This is a genomic window from Mycobacterium sp. DL (genome assembly GCF_039729195.1).
Classification (GTDB): domain Bacteria; phylum Actinomycetota; class Actinomycetes; order Mycobacteriales; family Mycobacteriaceae; genus Mycobacterium; species Mycobacterium hippocampi_A.
The window spans coordinates 2,427,636-2,449,020 of sequence record NZ_CP155796.1; the positions used below are offsets into that span (position 1 = coordinate 2,427,636).

Consider the following 21,385-nt stretch of genomic DNA (forward strand, 5'->3'; position numbering starts at 1 on the left):
TTCTCCTTTCTGCTACCCCGAGGTTCCGACCATGATCTGTCCCAGCGCGATGCCGCCATCGTTGGGCGGTACCCGACGATGGGTGATGACCTCGAAACCGTTGTCGCGCAGAGCTGTGATCGAGTTCTCCAGGAGCAAGGCGTTCTGGAACACGCCGCCCGACAAGGCGACCGTCGCGCCTTCGGTCGCGAACTCTGCGGTGAGAGAGACGATCAACCGGGCGACGGCGGCGTGGAACCGGGCGCCGATCACGCCGCAGGAAACTCCGGTGCGCACATCGTCGACGACGGCGTTCAGGAGCGGTGCGGGATCGATCAGCGCGGTGGCGCCGGGTGCGAAGTCGATAAGGAAGCGGTACTGCAGCCCGCCCGGATCCGCGCCTCGCGACAGGCCTTCCAGTTCGATGGCCGCCTGTGCTTCGTAGTCCACCACCTGGCGGACCCCGGCCAGCGCGGCCACCGCATCGAACAGCCTGCCCATGCTGGAGGTCGGGGCACAGCCCAACCCGGTCTCGAGTTGATGCAGCAGTACGGCGGTCTCGTCCGGCGGGCAGGCACGAACAGGTGGCAGGTCGTCGGCCCACGGCACACCGGCGGCCCACAGGTGTGCCATGGCCATGCGGTAGGGTCGGAGCACACTCACGTCCCCGCCCGGCAGGGGAACGTATTTCATGTGCGCGATCCGTTGGAAGCCCTTGTAGTCGGCGAGCAGGACCTCACCGCCCCAGACCGCGCCGTCGGTCCCGTAACCGGTGCCGTCGAACGCGAAGCCGAGCACCTGCCCGGAACCGTCCAGACCGTGTTCGGCCATCACCGCCGCGATGTGGGCGTGGTGGTGTTGAACGGTGCGCACCGGCCGGCCATCGGCGTGGCGGTGCGCCCAGGAAGTGGACCGGTATCGGGGATGCGCGTCGGCGACCAGGATCTCCGGTCGCACTCCTGTCAGCGCACCGAGGTGGGCTGTCGCCGCGCCGAACGCAGACAGGGTGGCGAGGTCGTCCATGTCGCCGATGTGCTGGCTCAGCCACGCATACCGGCCCTCGGCGAGCCCCATGGTGTTCTTCAGATCCGCGCCGACCGCGAGTGTCGGGGGCACGGACACCGGCAGCGCGATCGGCAGGGGTGCATACCCGCGCGAGCGCCGGATCGGCAGTTCGACGCCGCTCACCACCCGTACCACCGAGTCGTCGCACGGCACCAGGATCGGCCGATCGTGCAGCAGCCAACCGTCGGCCAGATCCGAAAGGCGTTCTGCCGCATCATCATCGCGATAGCAGATCGGTTCACCACCGCGGTTTCCGGATGTCATCACCAAGGTGGCGGGCCCCGGTTCGTCACCGGGAAGCCCGAACAGCAGTGTGTGCAGCGGGGCGTAGGCCAGCATCACGCCCAGATCAGGATTGTGTGGCGCCACCGAGTCGGCGACCGGGGCGTCCGGTGACCGGACTGCCAGTACGATCGGTCGCTGCGTACCCGACAACAGTCGCTGCGCGGCCCCGTCGAAGACACACAGCGTGCGCGCCGCCGGCAGATCCGCAACCATCACGGCAAAGGGCTTGTCTCCGCGCTGTTTACGGCGGCGCAGCTCAGACACCGCAATGTCGTTCGCGGCGTCGCATGCCAGGTGGTAGCCCCCGATCCCCTTGACCGCCAGGATGCCGCCGTCCCGCAGCAATCGCCGGGCGCGTCGCAGGCCGTCCTCGCCGTCCGTGCGTCGGTGCCGTCGGTCTCTGTAGGACAGGCGCGGGCCGCAGTTCGGGCAGCACACCGGTTGGGCGTGGAACCGGCGGTCGGTCGGATCGGTGTACTCCGCCGCGCAGTCCGCGCACATCGGGAAGCCGGCCATGGTGGTGTTGGCGCGGTCGTAGGGCACCCCGGCGATGAGCGTGAAGCGCGGACCGCAGTTCGTGCAGTTGACGAAGGCGTGCCGGTATCGACGGTTCGACGGGTCGTGCTGTTCCGCCCGGCAATCCGCGCACATCGCCACATCGGGGGAGACGAGGGTGCGACCGCCGCCCGAACGGGACGTGTCCTCGATCCGGAAGCCGGTGCCGCCGATAGTCGGAATGTTCTGGACATCAACAGCTTCGATGACTGCCAGCGGGGGCGGGTCAGCACGCAGCAGGTCGAGAAAACCGTCGACATCGTCTGGATCGCCCTCGACCTCGATCACGGCACCGGAACTGTCGTTGCGCACCGTGCCGGACAGGCCGGCCGCCGCGGCGGTGGTGTACACGAAGGGCCGGAATCCGACACCCTGGACCACACCGCTCACGCCGATCCGCCGCCGGCATCGGCCCGTCACGGCGAGTCCCCGCTGCCCATCAACTTCAGGCCGGCCAACGCAGCATCCGCCCCCGCTTCGTCGGTCTTCTCCACGACGAAGCCCATGTGGATGACAACCCAGTCGCCTGCCTCGAATGTCTCCCCGGGCAGCATGCCGATGTTGACCTTGCGCGCCTCACCTGCGACGTCGACGAGGGCGAGTTGACCGCCGTAACCGTCGAGCAGGTGCAGGACCCGTCCGGGAATCCCCAGGCACATCGCTCAGCCCTCCCGTGCCGTGGTGCGTGCCGACAGCCCAGCCACCACGTTCATGACCTCGCGGACCGCGGCGGGAACTGCGGATGCAACGGCGTCGGAAAGGCCGATGTGCTCCTCGATACAGACCACTTCGCAACCGATCACCACGGTGTAGGGCGGGCTGCCGCCGAGTGCGTTGAGGCTTGCGAACACTGCTGCTGGATCCATCGCATGGGCATCGAGACCGGTTGCCGCCGAGAGGCTCCCATGATCGGCCTCGAAGACGTGCACGGCGCCGGGTGTACCGCGATCCGGTATCGCATCGACGAGCACCAGCGCGTCGTACCCGTCGAGCAGGTCGTACGCCAGGTGCATGCCCCGGATACCGTAATCGGTTGCACGCACTGCCGGGTCGCTGAGGAGTGGCGCGACATGGCGCAACACCTCGGGTCCGAAACCGTCGTCGCCGAGGAAGATGTTGCCGATACCGGCTACCAGCGTGGTGGGCTTGATGTCTGCCTCGCTGCTACATCCGGCGCATCTTCAGATAACGCTTGGCATCCGGTACCGACCGCACACCAACCATCACGGCCACCACGACGACCACTGCCACAACTCCCGTGGCGATCCAGCCGACTACCTCCATCTCGAACTCCTTTCCGGGCTGAGATCCTGCGTTTCGAGAGGTTCCACTTCGTCAGGTGCGAAGTACAGGTAGCGGCCGTACCACTCGTGCAGGTCGGCAGCCGGGTCGTCCTCGATCACCACGCCGACGTGAGTTTCTCCGTCGACGGTCTCGTGCACCGCCGTCACCCGCGCGACGCGGTCCCTGTAGAACAGATCCTGCGCGTCGGCGCGCCGGGTGGGCCGCAGCCGAACACGGGTGCCTGCGCTCACCCGGATTCCGTTCACCAGCACGGCGTCCACCCCGGGGTTGACGGCGTTGTCCGCCATCGGGTCCCACCAGTCGACGCCGTCGGGGATTTCGGGGATCAGCCCCGGATCGGCAACGTGGGCATGCGGATCGCGCAGCACACCGTGCAGGTTGAGCAGGGCCTCGGCCGACATCGTGTCGCACCGGTCGATGATCTGGGCTGCCAGCGGATCGGTGGCGCGGGCCTGGGCCTTCTCCTCATCGGTCATCGTCATGATCCGCAGCGTGAGTATCTCGTCGATCTCGCACGAGTCGAAGAGCGCGCCGTCGCTCTGTTCCGCGATCTCGGGATGGTCGTACAGGATGATCGGCGAGATCAGCATCAGGTCGGTGGCATCAGCAGGTCCGGCCAGCACCGGGAAGCAGCGGTGGCGTCGGCACCGTGACACCGCGTCGATGGCCTCGGGTGGGGGTTCGAGTAGCGAGACGAATTGTCCACCGTGCACTTCGGTGAGCACATGGGTGCCGATCAGGGACATCGCGATCGCGTCGTCCTTGTCGTCTGCGGGTGGGGAGATATTGCGCACCGCCATACGCACCCGGATCAGCCCGTCGTCGGGTTCGGCCGACAGCGTCACCTCGGCGCGGAGTTCGCGCCTGGTCCTCAGCAGTCGCCCGCCGTCGATGGTCTCGATCTCTTCGGTACGCGGTACCGCCAGCGGGAGTCTCGGCGTGTCAGCCAGTGCGGCGACGCTGAAGGGACCGAACGGGATCTCGTGTTCGACGGCTTCGTCCCACGTGAGCCACGATCGGTCACCGCTGACGATTTCACCGACCGGCTCGAAACGACCATCGCCGGTGGCCCGTTCGACCGCCCGATGCTGCAGCTGCAGGAAACGGACCACAACAGACAGCGCCGCCGTATCGCCCGGTCGCACCAGCACGTCCGCCCAGAGGCCGTCGTTCTCGCCGATGCCACGCTGTTCGGCATCCTGCGGACCGAGCACCCCGAACTGCCAGCGGGACTGGTTCTTCGCCGACGTCGCGCGGTAGGGGTAGAGCAGATAGCCCTCGTAGAGGACGGCGTCGGCGACCGCGCGGGCCCGGTCCCAATTCGTCATTGCACGTCCTCGCTCGACCGGGCGAGCAGCGACATGATGGCCTCGTCCTGCGACAGCAGCCCGTGGGTCGACCTGTAGTGGGCGAGCGCGTCGACGGTACTGCGGTCCAGCCGTAGCCAGCCGGTGTTCGGGAAGTGCTGCTGCATCAGGTCGCGCCACACCGACACCGGCATGTCGTAGCGGTCCTCTCGGTCCCACGGCACCTGCTGGACGGAGAAGCCACGGGTGCCCTGCACAAAAACCGTTCCGCTGAAGAGGAACTGCAACGCAACGGTGCCATCGCGCAGGGCGTGCAGATACTTCGCCGACGACACCTCGAAGTCGTACGTGCACTCCAGCGGCATTCCTATCTGGGTGACTCCGGTGAATCCCTGCACCATGGCGGTCGTGTGCTGCCAGAGGAAGGTGTGCTGCGTGGTGGCCCAGCGCTCCCGCGTGCCGAACAGGTCGGTCAGGCCCGCGGCCTCCGCGTCGGAGTAGGTGCGCCGAATCGGGTCGATCCGCACCTGGCAGCGCAGCGCGATCGCGTGGATCGGGTCGTCGCCGACTGCGGCGATGCCGACCCTTGCCGTCAGGACCGGGGTCACCGCGTACGGTTCGGGCGCCACTCCCAGCACTGCGAACGTCACCGAGGTCGCCGGCCCGGTCATCGGACCATCACCTTGCTCCGGTCGGCGACGGTCTGGAAGAAGTCGTCCATGTACCGGCGCGCGTCCTGCCCGCCGTCGAAGCCGCGCCACAGCAGCCGGAGCCGGCCGACGAACTCATAGCAGGCGTCGATGGGCAGGAGATGGCAGACGGGCGGCGCGTCCTGCTGGTCGGGGACCCGCACCAGCAGAGCCTCGGTGTCTTCGGCCAGGGTGTCGACCCGGGGGTCGGCAGCGCGAAGGTCGTTCCAGGACTCCAGATCCAGTTCAGATTCGGTGGCCCCTGCGGGGCCGGGATAGAAGGCGACCGTCCGGTCGAGGTGGGAGTTGCGGAAGAAGAAGGCGAGTCCGACCGGAATCTGCAGGGCCTCCCACCGGCGGCGGTCGAGCGCGAAACCCGGGAACGCCAGGTAGCGGTCCGGCACTGCGCGATACCGCAGGGTGGCTTGCCGGTCGGTGAACAGCAGATAGCAGCCACGGCAGACGCACATCAGTTGGCGGCCCTCGACGTTGACCACATGCCGGTGGTCGTCGGCGATCTGTTCGGCGCACATCTCGCAGGATTCCCCAGCCGGGCGCGGTGCCGCCCGGTTGGCGCGGATGCGGGCCAGGACGTCGTAGGCGCTCCCGGAGGTCATCAGGCCACACTCTCCGCCGACGCGCTCGGGAGTGCCATCGACAGCACGCCGTCACGCAGTAGCACCGGAATCGGGTCCAGGTGCTGGGCACTCCCGGTGATTTCGTCGGCCGACGCCCCGGCGTGCACGACGTCGAAGTGCGCGTGGCAGCGGGGGCACCGCAACACCACATCGGCCGAGGCCAGCCGGCGGTGCAGGACCGCGCCTGCGAGCGACTCGCGGCAACCGGCGCAGCGGTCCCGGTAGGCGTACACGTCATCGCCCACACGGCAGGCGAGCACCGTCATCCCGGCCACGTGGAAACCGCCGACTTCACCGGGGACCAGCTCGGCCAGGGCGGGGACCGGATGCCACACGGCGGGTACATGCCGAACCGCGTGCACATGATCCAGCAGCGAGGCGGCCGGAATCACCGCGGCCGTGGGATCCTCCTCGTGCGGGACGACTTCAATGGACGAGATCTCGGGCGCTGCGGCCCGCACCGCGTCCTCGACCGCCAGTTCCAAGGTGACCGCCGACGAAGGGCAGCTCTTGCAGCTGCCGGAGAACCGCAGGCGCACGGCGAAGTTCCCTGGCTCTCCCTCGACACTGAGCAAGTGCACGTCGCCGCCGTGCGACCCGAGGTAGGGCCTCACGGAGTCCAGCGCGTCGGTGATGCGGCGTTCCACGGGATGCGGGTGCAGGCCGTGCACGAGAAGCAGACTGGCGATCAGGTCGTCGGCAACGAGTTCGTCGGCTATCGCGGGGCTCGCCCGAACCGCGAGCCCCAACAGCCTTTCCAGCCCGGCGCCGTAGAGATCGGTGATTTCGCGTACCAGTTGCTCGGCGCGTTCGCGCGCGACGGCGCCGCCCGACGATGTCGCGTCGAGCAGCGCCTGTATCCGATCGCCCGCCGTGCGCCATTGCGCATCCGCCGCGGATTCGTCCGGGTGTGACGATCCAGACGGGCCCATCCGCTATTCCCCGGTGACCGACTGAGTGGGGGAGTGCAGCAGATCCAGGCTCTTGCCCTCGCCCAGATACATGTGCACCCCGCACGGCAGGCAGGGGTCGAAACTGCGGACCGTCCGCATGATGTCGATGCCCTTGAAGTTCTCCCTGCTGTTCTCCTCGAAGATGGGCTGGCCCTGGACTGCGTCCTCGTAAGGGCCCGGCGTGCCGTAACTGTCGCGTGGGTTCGCATTCCACGGCGTCGGTGGGTACGGGTGGTAGTTCGCGATCTTGCCGTCACGGATCACCATGTGGTGCGACAGGACTCCGCGCACCGCCTCGGTGAACCCGCACCCGATGCCCTCGTCGGGCACCTCGAATTTCTCCCAGGTCTTCGTGCGGCCGGCCCGGATCTCCGCCAGCGCCTTCTCGGCGAAGTGCAGCGCGCAGGCCGCGGCGTAGGCCTGGAAATAGGTGCGGGCCCGGTTGCGCTCGATGGTGTTGCTCCCGTACTGGGGAATCTTCCACTCGAATTCGACCGGTCCCTTCAGCGCGGTCTTCGGCAGGTTGATCTGCACGCTGTGACCGGTCGAGCGCACGTAGCCGATGTCGACGAGGCCGGCGAGCGCGGTGGACCACAGCCGCGCCAGCGGTCCGCCACCGGTGTCGAGCGCCAGATGGTCCGTACCGTCGAACCAGCGCGGCGACATCACCCAGCTGTAGTTGTCGTCGAAGTCGCGCTTCTGCGGCTTGGGGTTGGTGTGCTGGTTCCAGGGGTGCCGCCGATCCACCGGGTTCCCGAGTGGATCGGTCTTGACGAACATCTCCTGGTCTTTCCAGTCGTCGTAGTACGAACTGCCCAAAAGAATCCGGATACCGAGGTTGATGTCCACCAGCGACGTGGTGACGAGCTTGCCGTCGACCACCACGCCCGGGGTGACGAACATCTTGCGGCCCCAGTTCTCCATGTCCTTGTAGGCGAAGTTGCAGTGCTCGGGGTCCTGGAACGACCCCCAGCACCCCAGCAGCGTGCGTCGCAGACCCACCTGGTCATAACCGGGAAGCGCGTCGTAGAAGAAGTCGAAGAGGTCGTCGTGCATGGGCACGACCTTCTTCATGAACTCGACGTAGCGCATCAGCCGGGTCATGTAGTCGGTCATCAACTGGATCGTCGCCGTGGTGCCCACCCCGCCCGGGTAGAGAGTCGAGGGATGGACGTGCCTTCCTTCCATGAGGCAGAACATCTCTCGTGTCCACCGGCTGACCTGCAACGCCTCACGGTAGAAGTCGCCGGTGAACGGGTTGAGCGCGCGCATGATATCGGCGATGGTCCGGTACCCGTGCTCGCCGGCGTGCGCCGCCTGGGTGTTCTCCGCCTTGGCCAGCACACTCGGGTTCGTCTCGGAGACCATCTTCTCGCAGTAGTCGACCCCGACCAGGTTCTCCTGAAAGATGTTGTGGTCGAACATGTATTCTGCGGCTTCGCCGAGGTTGACGATCCACTCGGCGATGTGCGGCGGCTGCACGCCGTATGCCATGTTCTGGGCGTAACACGAGCAGGTGGCGTGGTTGTCGCCGCAGATCCCGCAGATGCGGCTGGTGATGAAGTGGGCGTCGCGGGGATCCTTGCCCTTCATGAAGATGGAGTAGCCGCGGAAGATCGACGAGGTGCTGTGACACTCGACGACTTCGCGATTCTCGAAATCGATCTTGGTGTAGATGCCCAGGCTGCCCACGATCCGGGTGATGGGATCCCATGCCATCTCCACCAGTTGTCCGGGATCGCGCTTCACGTGGGACGGCTCGGGAATGATCGTTGTCGACATCGAATTCAACTTCTTTCGTCTAGAGGCGCTGCACCGGAGAATCTTTCGACACCCGGAGGAGTCGCGGAGCGCACGGAGTAGCCGGCACCTACCAGGTACGGGTCGCTCCGGTTTCGAGTGTGCGCCCGGGATGCCGCCACCTGGGCTCCTTGTCAACGGTCTTTCCGGTGACGTGGCGCAGGCTGCGGATGACGGAGCCGTACAGGCCGGAGGCGGCGGTGGAGACCTTGCCGCCCGGCGGTTCGTCCATGAACGGCATGAACTTGTCCGGGAACCCGGGCATGGTGCAGCCGATGCAGATGCCGCCCACGTTCGGGCAACCGCCGATGCCGTTGATCCAGCCGCGTTTGGGCACATTGCACTTGACGACCGGACCCCAGCAACCAAGCTTCACAATGCATTTCGGTGAGCCGTACTCGGTGGCGAAGTCACCCTGCTCGTAGTAACCGGCCCGGTCGCACCCCTCGTGAACGGTCTGGCCGAACAACCACTGTGGCCGTAGTGCGTCGTCCAGCGGAATCATCGGTGCCTGGTCGGTCGCCATGTAGAGCAGGTAGGTCAGGGTCTCGGCCATGTTGTCCGGATGCGCCGGGCATCCCGGTACGCAGACGATCGGGATGCCGGCCTTGCTCTTCCACTCCCATCCGAGGTAGTCCGGAACGCCCATGGCGCCGGTTGGATTACCCGCCATCGCATGGATTCCGCCATACGTGGCGCAGGTACCGACCGCCACGATCGCAGTCGCCTTGGGTGCGAGCCGGTCGAGCCACTCGCTGGTGGTCATCGGCTGCCCGGTTGCGGGGTCGTTTCCGAAACCGCACCAGTACCCATCGTCGTGGAGTTGTTCGTTGGGGATGGACCCCTCGACGACCAACACGAACGGTTCCAGTTCGCCTCTGTCTGCTTTGAAGAACCATTCGAGGAAGTCGTCGGCACCTCCATTGGGCCCGCACTCGAAATCGATGAGTGGCCAATGCACGGCGATCTTGGGAAGACCGGGAAGAGCGCCCAGGGCGATCTCCTCGATGCTCGGTTGTGTGGCGGCAGTCAACGCCACGGAGTCGCCGTCACAACTCAATCCGGCATTGATCCACAGCACGTGGATCAAGGCCTCTTCTGCTTTGACTGCCGCCTCTGTCGGCATGGTCACAGCTTTCCGGGCTCTGGGCTGGAGAGCCCTGCGCCAATGGAGTCGACCGTCGGCCCACTTGCGCGGCGCTAACTTTGAGGTCTACTCCGGCAACCTTGACTTGTCAACGGATTTCGCGACATCTAGCAACTCCTCGGCTGTCCTGCCAGACATCCGAACCAGTCGTACCAATCGGAGACGCCATCACCCGTGGACGCCGACAGCGGCAGGATGGTGACGTCAGCGTTGATCGACCGTGCCCAAGCGGTGCACGCGCCGAGGTCGAAGTCCACGTAGGGCAACAGGTCGGTCTTGTTGACGACGACCAGTCCCGCCGCGGCAAACATGTGGGGGTACTTCAGTGGCTTGTCGGCGCCCTCGGTCACCGAGATCACCACGACTTTGCTGTGCTCCCCGAGGTCGAACATGGCCGGACAGACCAGATTGCCGACGTTCTCGATGAACAGCAGCGATCCCGGTTCGGGATCGAGCGTCTCGAGGGCACGGCGCACCATCTCGGCGTCGAGATGGCAGCCCGCGCCGGTGTTGATCTGTACGGCACGGGCGCCGGCGTCCCGGATGCGATTCGCGTCGAGCAGGGTCTCTTGATCTCCTTCGATGACCACGATCGGCCGTTGTCCCGCCAGGTCGCGAATGGTGCGTTCGAGGAGCGTGGTCTTCCCGGCGCCCGGCGAACTCGTCATGTTCAGCGCCAGGATGTCGCGCTCGGCCAGCCACCTGCGGTTCTCGTCGGCGATCAGGTCGTTCTTCGCGAGGACCTTCTGCTCCAGGGTGACCGTCGTGGTGTGAGTGTGCTCGTGCGGGTGCTCGTGCTCGTGCTCGTGTGGGTGGTCGGCATGGCGGTGACCGTCGTGATCGTGACCGTGGTCGTCGTGTTCGTCGTGGTGAAGGCCGGCCAGCGTGATGACCGCACCGTCTTCGCCGCAGCCACAGGTTGCGCACATGCTCAACTCACTTCCATCGAGAGTATCTTCATGTCCCGGCCTTCGAGCACCTCGACATCGGCACTGCCACACGGGCACAACAGGATCGGGTCGCTCAGCTCAAAACGCGCAGCGCACGTGCGGCACTGCGCGGCGCCCGGTCGGACGTCGACGTCGAGCTTTGCTCCCGCGGCAACGGTCCCTTCGGTCACCAGGTCGAAACAGAACTCCATCGCCGCGGGCACAATCGCGCAGAGCGCGCCGACTTGCAGTTGGACACTGTGCACGCGCCGGCCTGCGGCGTGCTCGCACACCGTGTCGACAAGACTCTGGGTGATCGCCATTTCGTGCATCGTCGAACCGTTCTTGCAGGGTCAGCCCACGATAGGCCGGTGTCCTGTCGACGTCCACGAATCGGTGCGGCGAGCGGTGTCAGGCGTGGTCCGACAGGACGGCCGGCACCGCGCGTCGCAGGAAGTCGATCTGGTCGGCCTTGACCCGTGGGTCGTGGTAGATGTCGAAGTGGTCGTACGGATAGCGGCGAAGTTCGCCACGCGGTGCCCGGTGCGCCGCCTTGATCGTCGAACCCGGCGGTGTGGTGGTATCGGTCTCACACACGCAGACCAGCAGCGGCATGCGGATCTCCGATGTCTTCCGCCCGGGGCGGTAGAACGGGAACCGCAGCATCAGGCGAGCCGCAAAAGTATTGTGCCACAGAGAATCCGGGCCGACGATCGCCTTGAAGCCGGCGTCGGCGCCGGGTGATGTCATCGCAGCAACGGTGCCCGGGGTGCCGACGACGGGAACCAGCCGGGGTGGACGTCCGCGCCACGCGTCCAGTTGATCGCGGAGTCCGGCCAGGGTGAGCGCCGCTGCGGTCCTGAGCGGGACCTCGCGCAGTGCGGGCACGGAGTCGGTGAACGGCGCCTGGGAGATCACCGCCGCGAATCTCGGATCCTGCGCAGCCACGGCGAGGACGTGACCGCCGCTGAAGGAGGACCCCCACAGCACGATCCGATCCGGATCGATGCCGTCGAGTCGGCGCGCCCAGGCGATGACCGTGCGGTAGTCCTCGTGTTGGCGGCCGATGTCGAGCAGCTGCCGTGGCTCGCCCGTCGAGGCGCCGAAGTGCCGGTAGTCGAACAGGACGACGACGTAGCCGGCGTCACGGAAGGCCTCGGCGTAGGCGGGCAGGCCGTCGTCGCGGGTGGCGCTGAAGCCGTGGGCCATGACGATGCAGGGCAGGTCGAGGTCGGTGGACTGCGGCCGGTAGACGTAGGCGGCGAGCTGTTCACCGTGCGACGGAATCCGGACATCCTGTGGCGTCGTCATGGTCGACAACCTAGCCCGACGGCGTGTCTCCTTGTATCGAACACCTGTTCGTCTACTGTGGGGGACGTTCGACGCAGTGACTTGTCGGAGCCCTGATCTAACGTCACGGCCAACCGACCGAGAACCGGTCAACAACGACTACCGGAAGAGGTACCACCATGGCGCAAGCGCCCGACCGCGAGAAGGCTCTGGAGCTGGCTCTCGCTCAGATCGAGAAGAGTCACGGCAAGGGCTCGGTGATGCGACTCGGGGACGAGGTGCGCACGCCGATCTCGGTCATCCCCACCGGATCGATCGCCCTCGACGTCGCCCTGGGCATCGGTGGGCTGCCCCGCGGCCGTGTCGTCGAGATCTACGGCCCGGAGTCCTCGGGCAAGACCACCGTCGCGCTCCACGCCGTCGCCAACGCGCAGGCCGCCGGCGGCATCGCCGCGTTCATCGACGCCGAGCACGCACTCGATCCGGACTACGCCCAGAAGTTGGGTGTCGACACCGATGCCCTTCTGGTGTCCCAGCCGGACACCGGTGAGCAGGCGCTGGAGATCGCCGACATGTTGATCCGGTCCGGCGCGCTGGACATCCTGGTCATCGACTCGGTCGCCGCACTGGTCCCGCGGGCGGAGATCGAAGGCGAGATGGGTGACAGCCACGTCGGTCTGCAGGCCCGGCTGATGAGCCAGGCGCTACGCAAGCTCACCGGTGCGCTGAGCAACTCGGGTACCACGGCGATCTTCATCAACCAGCTCCGCGAGAAGATCGGGGTGATGTTCGGTTCTCCAGAAACCACCACGGGCGGAAAGGCCTTGAAGTTCTACGCCTCGGTGCGGATCGACGTGCGTCGGATCGAGACCCTCAAGGACGGTACCGACGCGGTGGGCAACCGTACCCGCGCCAAAATCGTCAAGAACAAGGTGGCGCCGCCGTTCAAGCAGGCCGAGTTCGACATTCTCTACGGCAAGGGCATCTCCAAGGAGGGCTCGCTCATCGACATGGGTGTCGAGCATGGCTTCATCCGCAAGTCCGGCTCCTGGTTCACCTACGAGGGTGAGCAACTGGGTCAGGGCAAGGAGAATGCCCGCAACTTCATGATCGAGAACCCCGAGATCGCCGCCGAGGTCGAGAAGAAGATCAAGGAGAAGCTCGGCATCGGCGCCGTGTTGACCGACGATGTGATCGATGACGCACTTCCCGCCCCCGTCGACTTCTAGCCGCTCGGATTCGACCGGCGAGCCGGCCACACGTGCGGAGCAGGCGCGGGCGTTGTGCCTGCGTCTGCTCACCGCGCGGGCGCGGACCCGCGCAGAGCTGGAGGGCCAGCTCGCCAAACGCGGCTACGCCGACGACGTGAGCGCAGCCGTGCTGGATCGTCTGGTCGACGTGGGGCTGATCGATGACCGTGACTTCGCCGAGCAGTGGGTGCGTTCCAGGCACGCCAACGCCGGAAAGAGCAAGCGGGCCTTGCTCTCCGAGCTTCGCACCAAGGGTGTCGACAACGAGGTGATCACCACCGCGCTGGCCGGCATCGATGCGGGAGCCGAACGGGCACGGGCCGAGCAACTGGTCCGAGACAAGCTGCGCCGCGAAAAGCTCGGCGATGCGTCCGACAGGGACGCGCAGAACAAGGTGGCCCGTCGGCTCGTCGGAATGCTGGCTCGTCGCGGCTACGGCCAGAGCATGGCTCTCGACGTCGTGACCGCGGAGATGGCCAACGAGAGGGAGCGCCGAAAGGTGTAGGGCCTAGCCGGCGTCTGCTCGGCGTCGGCGTGCCCCGATCAGGTCTGAGGTCAGGCTGTGGGTGAGTAGAAGTCGCACTGCGATCACGGTCACGGTGCCGGCGATGGTCGCCCACGAGAGATCGACGCTCAACCGCAGCAGTCCCGCCGCGACGAACAGGTCCACCATCACCCGCAGCGCGAGTAGTGGTTGGCGGAACGTGGCCAGCGCGGTGACACCGAGCAGGATTGCGGCAAGAGCGATACACCACGCCGCACCGACCGCGATGTTCATGGCGTCTGCGGCGGCCCGGAGGGCTGGCGCGGCGATTTTGCCATCTCGATCTCGTGCTGCTCTTGAGCGATCTCGCGGTTGAGGAAGTAGTTCAGGATGGTGCGGATGGCGGCGATCGCCGCCAGCTTGCCGATCTCCTCGAACGACGGTGAGATTGCCGTCCGCAGGACGTCAGCGGCAAGCTGAAACTCCAGCCCCAGCACGAGAAACCGGGCCAGCGACAAGCGAACCGCGGAGAACTGATTGATGTCGCGCTGCACCAGCGCGACGGCGAACTTCACCATCGCGACGATCGCCCCGATCATGATCACGATGGCGCCGCAGCCCTCGATGAGCCGCACCATGAGGTCGACCATGTCGCGCAACGCCCACTCGGGCAGGATCTCGAGAGCGTGCAACGTCTGCGTCATCGTCAGGTTCCGGGCATCCCACCGCGAAGGTCAGAGGACCTTCGCGCCGGGAGCCCCCTCTGTCTCCACAGCACCGGGGTCCAGCGGGGCACCACCACGCCGCGACTTCCGCATGCGCTTCTCGAGCCATGTCGCGAACCACGACAGCGCGAAGTTGACGCTGATCATCAGCAAGGCGATGACGATCAGTGCCGGAATGTAGTTTCCGTAGGACGAACCGACCACCGTGCCCTGTCGGACCATCTCGACGAACGTGATCTGATAGCCGATCGCCGTGTCCTTGAGGACCACCACCAGTTGGGAGATCAGGACGGGCAACATCGACGTGACTGCCTGGGGGAGCAGGATCGCCCGCATCGTCTGCCCCGACGTCAGGCCCAGAGCCGAGGACGCCTCACCCTGTCCGCGGGGCAGCGCATTCACCCCGGCTCGGACGATCTCGGCGATGACGGCGCCGTTGTACAGCGTCAGGCCGGTGATGACACCGGCCAGCGCCAGGTACTGGGACGGGAAGACGTCATAGAACGCGTAGAGGAAGTAGGCGAAGATCATCATGATCAGCACCGGCACCGCGCGGAAGAACTCGACGAACACCGATGAAGCCCAGCGGATACCGGTGTGTGTCGACATCCGGCCCACACCCAGCACAAAGCCCAGGGCCAGCGCGAACACGATCGACACGGCGGCAGCCGTCAGCGTGCCCCTCACGCCGGGCAGGACGTAGGTCCGCCACAGATCCGGCGTCAGGAAGGGCTCCCACTTGGCCGCGGTGAGCTGTCCGCTGCTGTTCAGTCGCGAGTAGACGACCCACGCCACCAGCAGCACCACCACGGCGGTGATCGCACTGATCACATGGTTGCGCACCCGCGCCCGGGGGCCGGGCGCGTCGAACAGGACCGATGCTCCGCTCACCTCGACACCGCCATCCGCTTGCCGAGCCAGCCGAAGAACAACCCCAGCGGCAGCGTCAGGACAACAAATCCGAACGCGAAGATGGAGCCGACCACCATCACCGCCGCAGTGTTCTCGATCATCTCCTTCATCAGCAGCGCCGCCTCGGCCACCCCGATCGCCGACGCGATCGTCGTGTTCTTGGTCAGGGCGATCAACACCGAACCCATCGGGATGATGACCGCGCGAAAAGCCTGTGGCAGCAGCACAACTCCCAGGTTCTGCCCGAACGTCAGGCCGAGGGACCGGGCTGCCTCGGCCTGACCCAGTGGGACGGTGTTGACGCCGGAGCGGACGGTCTCACACACGAATGCGGCGGTGTAGACCGTCAAACCGAGCAGTGCCAGCCGAAAGCCACTGTCCGCGATGAACGTCGGCGACTGCCGACTGGCCAAGGTGATCCCCAGTGTCTGCGCCAGCCCGAACGAGCAGAACAAGATGATCAGCGTCAGTGGAGTGTTCCGCACGATGTTGACATAGCTCGTGCCGATCCAATTGAGCATCGGCACCGGTGCCAGCCGCATCGCAGCCAGCACCGTGCCGATCACAAGTGCACCGATCGCCGAGAACACCGTCAGCTGGATCGTCGTCCAGAACGCGGAGAAGATCTCCTCGCGGTACTCGGTGAAAACTTCCACTGGGGAACCCTTGGTTCTCTGGCCGGATTCCTCAGTTGTCGAGCGGCGGCGGGGCCGGAGCGGTGATGCCCGCGGGGCCGAGGTTCTTGTCGAACGCCTCTTTCCAGGCGCCGCTCTCCTCCATCTTCGTCAGCGCATCGTTGATCTGCGTGCGCATCTCCGCGTCGTCCAGCTTCAGGCCGATACCGTAGCGCTCCTCGGAGAACGGCTCGCCGACGATCTTGAAGTCCCCGGGGGACTGCGCGGCGTAGCCGGCGAGGATGACCTCGTCGGTGGTCACAGCGTCGACCGCGCCGTTGCGGAGCGCCTCGATGCACGCCGAGTACGTGTCGTACTGCTGCAGCTGCACGCCGGCGTACTCGTCCTTGATCTTCTGCGCCGGCGTCGAACCCGACACCGAGCACAGGATCTTGTTGTTCTCCAGAGACGCAGCTCCGGTGATGTCGGTGTTGTCCGCGTTCACCAGCAGGCTCTGCCCGGTGATCAGGTACGGGCCGGCGAACGCGACCTTCTCCTTGCGGGCATCGGTGATCGAGTACGTCGCCGCGATGAAGGAGACCTGGCCGTTCTGGATCAGGTTCTCGCGCTGCGCCGAAGGCGCTTCCTTCCACTCGATCTGTTCCGGGGTGTAGCCGAGCTCGCCGGCCACATAGGTCGCCACGTCGACGTCGAAGCCGCTCATCGTGCCGTCGGGGTTCTGCATCCCGAGGCCGGGCTGATCGAACTTGGTGCCGATGACGATCGAGTCGCCGTCACCTCCACCACCGCCGCTGTCGCCGCCGCCGCAGGCGACCGCGGCAAAGGGGAGTGCGATCGCCAGTGCCGCGGCACCCAGGACGCGCTTGGACAGTGACTTCTGAGAAATGGGAGCCATTCTCGGTGTTTCCTTTCGCAGGGCGGTCATCGAGTAGACGTCGATGGGGTCGTCAATGGTGGAGAATCTTGCCGAGAAAGTCCTTCGCGCGATCGGTTTTGGGGTTGTCGAAGAACTCCACCGGTTCCGCGTCCTCGAGGATGGCGCCGTCGGACATGAACACCACGCGGTTGGCGGCCCGTCGTGCGAACCCCATCTCGTGGGTGACCACGAGCATCGTCATGCCCTCGGTCGCCAGCGCGACCATCACCGAGAGCACTTCGTTGATCATCTCCGGATCGAGGGCACTGGTCGGCTCGTCGAACAGCATCACCTTCGGGTCCATCGCCAGGGAACGGGCGATCGCCACCCGCTGCTGCTGACCGCCCGACAGCTGAGCCGGGTACTTGTCGGCCTGGTTGGCGATGCCGACCCGCTCGAGCAGGCTCATCGCCTTCTCCCGTGCCGCGGTCTTGGACGACTTGCGGACCTTCATCGGGGCCAGCATCACGTTCTGGACGATTGTCTTGTGCGCGAACAGATTGAAGGACTGGAACACCATCCCCACGTCGGACCGCAACTGCGCGAGCTTGCGGCCTTCTTCCGGCAGGACCTCACCGTCGATCGCGATGGTGCCCGAGTCGATCGTCTCCAGGCGGTTGATGGTGCGACACAACGTCGACTTGCCGGAACCCGATGGTCCCAGCACGACGACGACCTGCCCCCTGGCGACTTCGAGGTTGATGTCCTTGAGCACATGGAGCTCACCGAAATGCTTGTCGACGGACTTCATCGAGATCATCGGCACGGCCGAGGCGCTCTCCATGGGCAGTGACCTTACCCAGGTAACGCCCAGCCTGCCCGCAACTCGACAATCCGCCCAGATCACCGCGTGCTGAGATGGGTTCGGCGCGTCCGTAGGATGGGGGCCGTGACTTCCATGGTGGCGCCGCAGACGGGCGGGGCAGCCCTCGACCGTCGCGCACGCACCTACCAGGTCCGGACCTACGGCTGTCAGATGAACGTGCACGATTCCGAGCGGCTCTCCGGACTGCTGGAGGCGGCGGGATATCAGCGGGCCGACGAGGGTGCGGACGCCGACGTCGTCGTCTTCAACACCTGCGCGGTGCGTGAGAACGCCGACAACAAGCTGTACGGCAACCTCAGTCATCTGGCTCCGCGCAAGCATGCCGAGCCCGATATGCAGATCGCTGTCGGCGGCTGCCTGGCGCAGAAGGACCGCGAGACGGTGCTGCGAAAGGCCCCTTGGGTCGACGTGGTGTTCGGCACCCACAACATCGGCTCGCTGCCCGCCCTGCTCGACCGCGCCCGCCACAACCGTGTCGCGCAGGTCGAGATCGCCGAGGCGCTGCAGGAATTCCCCTCGGCACTGCCGGCCAGTCGCGAGTCGTCTTATGCCGCATGGGTTTCGATCTCCGTCGGATGCAACAACACGTGCACGTTCTGCATTGTTCCCGCGCTCCGCGGCAAGGAGGTGGATCGTCGCCCCGGCGATGTGCTGGCCGAGGTCCGGTCCCTGGTCGACCAGGGTGTTCTGGAGATCACCCTGCTGGGGCAGAACGTCAACGCCTACGGTGTGTCGTTCGCCGACCGCGACCAACCGCGTGACCGTGGCGCATTCGCCACGTTGCTGCGGGCCTGCGGCAGCATCGACGGACTCGAACGGGTGCGCTTCACCTCGCCGCACCCCGCCGAGTTCACCGACGATGTGATCGAGGCGATGGCCGAGACCCCCAACGTGTGCCCGACGCTGCACATGCCGCTGCAGTCGGGATCCGATCGCATCCTGCGCGCGATGCGGCGTTCCTACCGCGCGGAGCGATATCTCGGGATCATCGAACGGGTGCGCGCAGCGATCCCGCACGCCGCGATAACCACCGACCTCATCGTCGGCTTCCCGGGTGAGACCGAAGAGGACTTCCAGGCCACGTTGGACGTCGCCGCCGCTGCCCGGTTCGCTACCGCGTTCACGTTCCAGTACTCCAAGCGTCCCGGCACCCCGGCGGCGGACCTGGACGGTCAGATTCCCAAAGCCGTTGTGTCCGAGCGCTATCAGAGACTGATCGAACTCCAGGAGCGAATCTCACTCGAAGAGAACGCCGCTCAGATCGGGGGGACTGTCGAATTGTTGGTAGCCACAGGAGAGGGACGCAAGGACGCCAGCACCGCCCGCATGTCGGGCCGGGCGCGCGACGGACGGTTGGTGCACTTCGCCCCCGGCGGAACCGAACAGATCCGGCCCGGTGACATCGTCGTCACCACCGTGACCGGTGCCGCACCGCATCATCTGATCGCCGACGCCACGCTGATCGAACATCGGCGTACCCGTGCAGGCGACGCGCACGCCGCGGGCCGCAAGCCCCGCACCGGTGTCGGTCTGGGAATGCCCGGATTGGGCGCCCCCGAAGCCCGGCCCGAAGCCGTGGGGTGTACCCGATGACCCCGGAATCGCGTGGAGAGTCGGAGTTCAACGACTTCAAGGGTGACCTCGAAGCAGCAGAGCGCCGCGTCGCAGGTGAGATCGACCCGGGGCCTCGCGCGGTTGCCATCGCGATCTTTGTGTTCGTCCTGTTGGTGACCCTCGTGCTGCCGCACACCGGCGGTGCCAGGGGACTGGACGTGCTGGTCGGCTCCGACGCTGCGATCAGTAACGGGATCGCATTGCCGTCAAGGGTTTTCACGTGGTTCGCGTTGGTCTTCAGCGTCGGCTTCTCGATCCTGGCCCTGCTGACGAGACGCTGGGCGCTGGCGTGGATCGCGCTGGCGGGCTCGTCGGTGGCGTCGATCCTGGGGCTGCTGTCGGTGTGGTCCCGCCAGACCGATCTGGAGTCGCTCCCCGGCCCCGGAATCGGGCTGATCCTGGCGTGGTTGGCGGTGATCCTGCTCGCCTACAACTGGGCCAGGGTGGTGCTCACCCGCACCGCGTTGCACCTGGCCGCCGAAGAGGATCGCCGACGGTTGGCAGCCGAAAGCCGGCAGAAGAGCGTGCTCGACAGCTTCGGCGACGACGAGCAGCCCGGACCGGAGAAATCCTGACCCGACCTCTACGGTCCGGGGCCGGCTATCTCTTCTTGCCCAGCGCGTCGGCGGCCGCGTCGGCCCACTGACGCCACTGCTCGGCGCTGGCCCGAGCCTGCTCGGCATCCTTGGTGCGGCCGGCGGCGGCTGCCTTCTCCGCCTGACGTTCGAACTGCTCGGCGCGGACCCGGAACTGGTCCGCGCGCGCCTGCGCCTCGGGGTCGACCCCGCCGGACGGCGTATCGCGGATCTTCTTCTCGACCGCACGCAGCCGGCGCTCCAGATCAGCGCTGCGCTCACGGGGGACCTTGCCGATAGCGTCCCACTTGTCTCCGAGGGTGCGCAGCGCCGCGCGTGCCGCATCGAGGTCGGAGGCGTCGAGTTTCTCGGCCTCGGCCAGAAGGGCCTCTTTGGCGGCGAGATTGGACTTGAACTCCGCGTCGCGTTCGGCTGTCGCTGCATTGCGGGCCGAGAAGAACTTGTCCTGAGCTGCCTTGAACCGGTGCCACAGCGTGTCGTCGACGTCCTTGGCGGCCCGGCCGGCGGCCTTCCACTCGGTCAGCAGGTCGCGGAACGTCGCCGACGTCGCACTCCACTCGGTGGAGTCACACAGTTCCTCGGCGCGCACACACAGCGACTCCTTGGCCTGCTTGGCGCCGACCCGTTCGCGGTCGAGCTCGGCGAAGTGTGAGCCCCGGCGACGGTTGAACGTCTCGCGCGCGGCCGAATAACGCTTCCACAGCGCATCGTCGGTTTTGCGGTCCAGGCCGGTGATCGTCTTCCACTCGTCGAGGATCGCTCGCATCCGGTCGCCGGCGGCCTTCCACTGCACGGAGTTGGCGGCCAACTCCTCGGCCTCGGCGGCCAGGGCCTCCTTGCGTGCGACCTGCTCGGCGCGGGCCTGTTCACGCCTGGCCTTCTCCTCTGCGGTGGCGCTCTCGGCATGTTCGAGAATCGCCTGGAGACGGGCGGCCAGGGAGTCGATATCTCCCAGCACGTGAGCCGTTGGCAAGGTCTCGGCCAGGGCTGACGCGGCACCGCGGATCTTGCGTACGTCGCCGACTCCGGATGCCAGCCGCTGTTCGAGCAGCAACACCTCGGTCTGCAGGTCGTCGAAGCGCCGACCGAAATGCTCGTAGGCGGCTTCGGTGTCACCGGCCTGCCAGGAGGCGATGTTGCGCTCTCCGGAGGACGTGATGAGCCATACGGTGCCGTCCGGGTCCACCCGCCCGAATCGATGGGGGTCGCTGGTCGGGGCGACACCGGCGGTCGCCGGTTTGGCGGGAGCGGCCGGTCTCGGCCCCGGTCGCGCGGAACCCGGTCCGGGCCGCGGGCCCGGCTTCGGCTTCGGCGCGTCGTGCTGGGAGTCCTGGGGACCGCCCGGATCGGTGATCGTCATATCGGTAACCTCGTGCCCTCCGCGCGGACCTCCGCGCACCTGCCGCGCAACGCGGCGCCTGGTAGCTGACCCCAGCGTCGGAAGTTCTGTCAGCCGACGAAACCTACCGAACGCTGTAGCAGCCA

The 21,385-nt window shown here is 66.4% G+C and carries 23 protein-coding genes; 4 read left to right on the top strand and 19 right to left on the bottom strand.

The window, feature by feature from the left end:
• Positions 1-12 precede the first annotated feature (12 nt).
• The 12 genes from hypF to ABDC78_RS11765 all read right to left on the bottom strand — a co-directional run bounded on the left by hypF (position 13) and on the right by ABDC78_RS11765 (position 11,963).
• The gene (gene hypF, locus ABDC78_RS11710) at positions 13-2,304 is read right to left on the bottom strand and encodes a carbamoyltransferase HypF (RefSeq protein ID WP_178358596.1); all 2,292 of its coding nucleotides are present in this window, start codon (positions 2,302-2,304) and stop codon (positions 13-15) included.
• A complete protein-coding gene (locus tag ABDC78_RS11715; protein ID WP_178358595.1) occupies positions 2,301-2,543 on the bottom strand; it encodes a HypC/HybG/HupF family hydrogenase formation chaperone in 243 nt (80 codons plus the stop codon). The genes hypF and ABDC78_RS11715 overlap by 4 nt, the downstream gene beginning before the upstream one ends.
• A gap of 3 nt (positions 2,544-2,546) precedes the next feature.
• Positions 2,547-3,035 (bottom strand): hydrogenase maturation protease, encoded by a 489-nt coding sequence (locus ABDC78_RS11720; protein ID WP_178358619.1) that lies wholly within the window; start codon positions 3,033-3,035, stop codon positions 2,547-2,549.
• Between the two features lie 123 nt (positions 3,036-3,158).
• Positions 3,159-4,517 carry a hypothetical protein gene (locus ABDC78_RS11725; RefSeq protein WP_178358594.1) on the bottom strand — a complete coding sequence of 453 codons (1,359 nt, stop codon included), beginning with the start codon at positions 4,515-4,517 and terminating at the stop codon, positions 3,159-3,161.
• Positions 4,514-5,167: a DUF6084 family protein gene (locus tag ABDC78_RS11730; RefSeq protein WP_178358593.1), complete on the bottom strand. Its 654-nt coding sequence runs from the start codon at positions 5,165-5,167 to the stop codon at positions 4,514-4,516. Before ABDC78_RS11730 ends, ABDC78_RS11725 begins: the two co-directional genes overlap by 4 nt.
• Complete coding sequence (locus tag ABDC78_RS11735; protein WP_178358592.1) at positions 5,164-5,802, bottom strand: DUF5947 family protein; 639 nt, start codon at positions 5,800-5,802, stop codon at positions 5,164-5,166. The genes ABDC78_RS11730 and ABDC78_RS11735 overlap by 4 nt, the downstream gene beginning before the upstream one ends.
• Entirely contained in the window at positions 5,802-6,755 is a 954-nt protein-coding gene (locus tag ABDC78_RS11740) for a NifU family protein (RefSeq protein ID WP_178358591.1), read from the bottom strand. The genes ABDC78_RS11735 and ABDC78_RS11740 overlap by 1 nt, the downstream gene beginning before the upstream one ends.
• 3 nt (positions 6,756-6,758) lie before the next feature.
• Positions 6,759-8,558, bottom strand: a complete 1,800-nt coding sequence (locus ABDC78_RS11745; protein ID WP_178358590.1) for a nickel-dependent hydrogenase large subunit — start codon at positions 8,556-8,558, stop codon at positions 6,759-6,761.
• 88 nt (positions 8,559-8,646) lie between these two features.
• Complete coding sequence (locus ABDC78_RS11750; RefSeq protein WP_178358589.1) at positions 8,647-9,702, bottom strand: hydrogenase expression protein HypE; 1,056 nt, start codon at positions 9,700-9,702, stop codon at positions 8,647-8,649.
• 128 nt (positions 9,703-9,830) lie between these two features.
• A complete protein-coding gene (hypB, locus tag ABDC78_RS11755) occupies positions 9,831-10,652 on the bottom strand; it encodes a hydrogenase nickel incorporation protein HypB (protein WP_178358588.1) in 822 nt (273 codons plus the stop codon).
• Positions 10,653-10,654: 2 nt separating this feature from the next.
• A complete protein-coding gene (locus ABDC78_RS11760; RefSeq protein ID WP_178358587.1) occupies positions 10,655-10,984 on the bottom strand; it encodes a hydrogenase maturation nickel metallochaperone HypA in 330 nt (109 codons plus the stop codon).
• Positions 10,985-11,063: 79 nt separating this feature from the next.
• Positions 11,064-11,963 carry an alpha/beta fold hydrolase gene (locus ABDC78_RS11765; RefSeq protein ID WP_178358586.1) on the bottom strand — a complete coding sequence of 300 codons (900 nt, stop codon included), beginning with the start codon at positions 11,961-11,963 and terminating at the stop codon, positions 11,064-11,066.
• A 158-nt stretch (positions 11,964-12,121) separates the two neighbouring features.
• On the opposite strand from ABDC78_RS11765, the gene recA reads away from it, so the two are divergent.
• Both recA and recX read left to right on the top strand, forming a co-directional pair.
• Positions 12,122-13,171, top strand: a complete 1,050-nt coding sequence (recA, locus tag ABDC78_RS11770; RefSeq protein ID WP_178358585.1) for a recombinase RecA — start codon at positions 12,122-12,124, stop codon at positions 13,169-13,171.
• Positions 13,140-13,697 carry a recombination regulator RecX gene (recX, locus tag ABDC78_RS11775; protein WP_178358584.1) on the top strand — a complete coding sequence of 186 codons (558 nt, stop codon included), beginning with the start codon at positions 13,140-13,142 and terminating at the stop codon, positions 13,695-13,697. Before recA ends, recX begins: the two co-directional genes overlap by 32 nt.
• Positions 13,698-13,700: 3 nt before the next feature.
• Here recX and ABDC78_RS11780 read toward each other — a convergent pair whose 3' ends face one another.
• From ABDC78_RS11780 to ABDC78_RS11805, 6 genes are read right to left on the bottom strand one after another with little or no spacing between them, the layout of a single operon-like run.
• Positions 13,701-13,970 (bottom strand): hypothetical protein, encoded by a 270-nt coding sequence (locus tag ABDC78_RS11780; RefSeq protein WP_178358583.1) that lies wholly within the window; start codon positions 13,968-13,970, stop codon positions 13,701-13,703.
• Positions 13,967-14,380, bottom strand: coding sequence for a DUF1622 domain-containing protein (locus tag ABDC78_RS11785; protein WP_178358582.1), 414 nt, complete (start codon positions 14,378-14,380; stop codon positions 13,967-13,969). Before ABDC78_RS11785 ends, ABDC78_RS11780 begins: the two co-directional genes overlap by 4 nt.
• 30 nt (positions 14,381-14,410) lie before the next feature.
• Complete coding sequence (locus ABDC78_RS11790; RefSeq protein WP_178358581.1) at positions 14,411-15,292, bottom strand: amino acid ABC transporter permease; 882 nt, start codon at positions 15,290-15,292, stop codon at positions 14,411-14,413.
• Positions 15,289-15,969: an amino acid ABC transporter permease gene (locus tag ABDC78_RS11795; RefSeq protein WP_178358580.1), complete on the bottom strand. Its 681-nt coding sequence runs from the start codon at positions 15,967-15,969 to the stop codon at positions 15,289-15,291. The genes ABDC78_RS11790 and ABDC78_RS11795 overlap by 4 nt, the downstream gene beginning before the upstream one ends.
• A 31-nt stretch (positions 15,970-16,000) precedes the next feature.
• Complete coding sequence (locus ABDC78_RS11800; protein WP_178358579.1) at positions 16,001-16,843, bottom strand: glutamate ABC transporter substrate-binding protein; 843 nt, start codon at positions 16,841-16,843, stop codon at positions 16,001-16,003.
• Positions 16,844-16,895: 52 nt separating this feature from the next.
• Positions 16,896-17,624: an amino acid ABC transporter ATP-binding protein gene (locus ABDC78_RS11805; protein WP_178358618.1), complete on the bottom strand. Its 729-nt coding sequence runs from the start codon at positions 17,622-17,624 to the stop codon at positions 16,896-16,898.
• Positions 17,625-17,762: 138 nt separating this feature from the next.
• On the opposite strand from ABDC78_RS11805, the gene miaB reads away from it, so the two are divergent.
• Positions 17,763-19,283 (top strand): tRNA (N6-isopentenyl adenosine(37)-C2)-methylthiotransferase MiaB, encoded by a 1,521-nt coding sequence (miaB, locus tag ABDC78_RS11810; protein WP_178358617.1) that lies wholly within the window; start codon positions 17,763-17,765, stop codon positions 19,281-19,283.
• The gene (locus ABDC78_RS11815) at positions 19,280-19,879 is read left to right on the top strand and encodes a hypothetical protein (protein WP_178358578.1); all 600 of its coding nucleotides are present in this window, start codon (positions 19,280-19,282) and stop codon (positions 19,877-19,879) included. The genes miaB and ABDC78_RS11815 overlap by 4 nt, the downstream gene beginning before the upstream one ends.
• Before the next feature lie 25 nt (positions 19,880-19,904).
• Here the strand turns inward: ABDC78_RS11815 and ABDC78_RS11820 are convergent, their stop codons facing one another.
• Entirely contained in the window at positions 19,905-21,260 is a 1,356-nt protein-coding gene (locus ABDC78_RS11820) for a DUF349 domain-containing protein (RefSeq protein WP_178358577.1), read from the bottom strand.
• Positions 21,261-21,385: the final 125 nt, after the last annotated feature.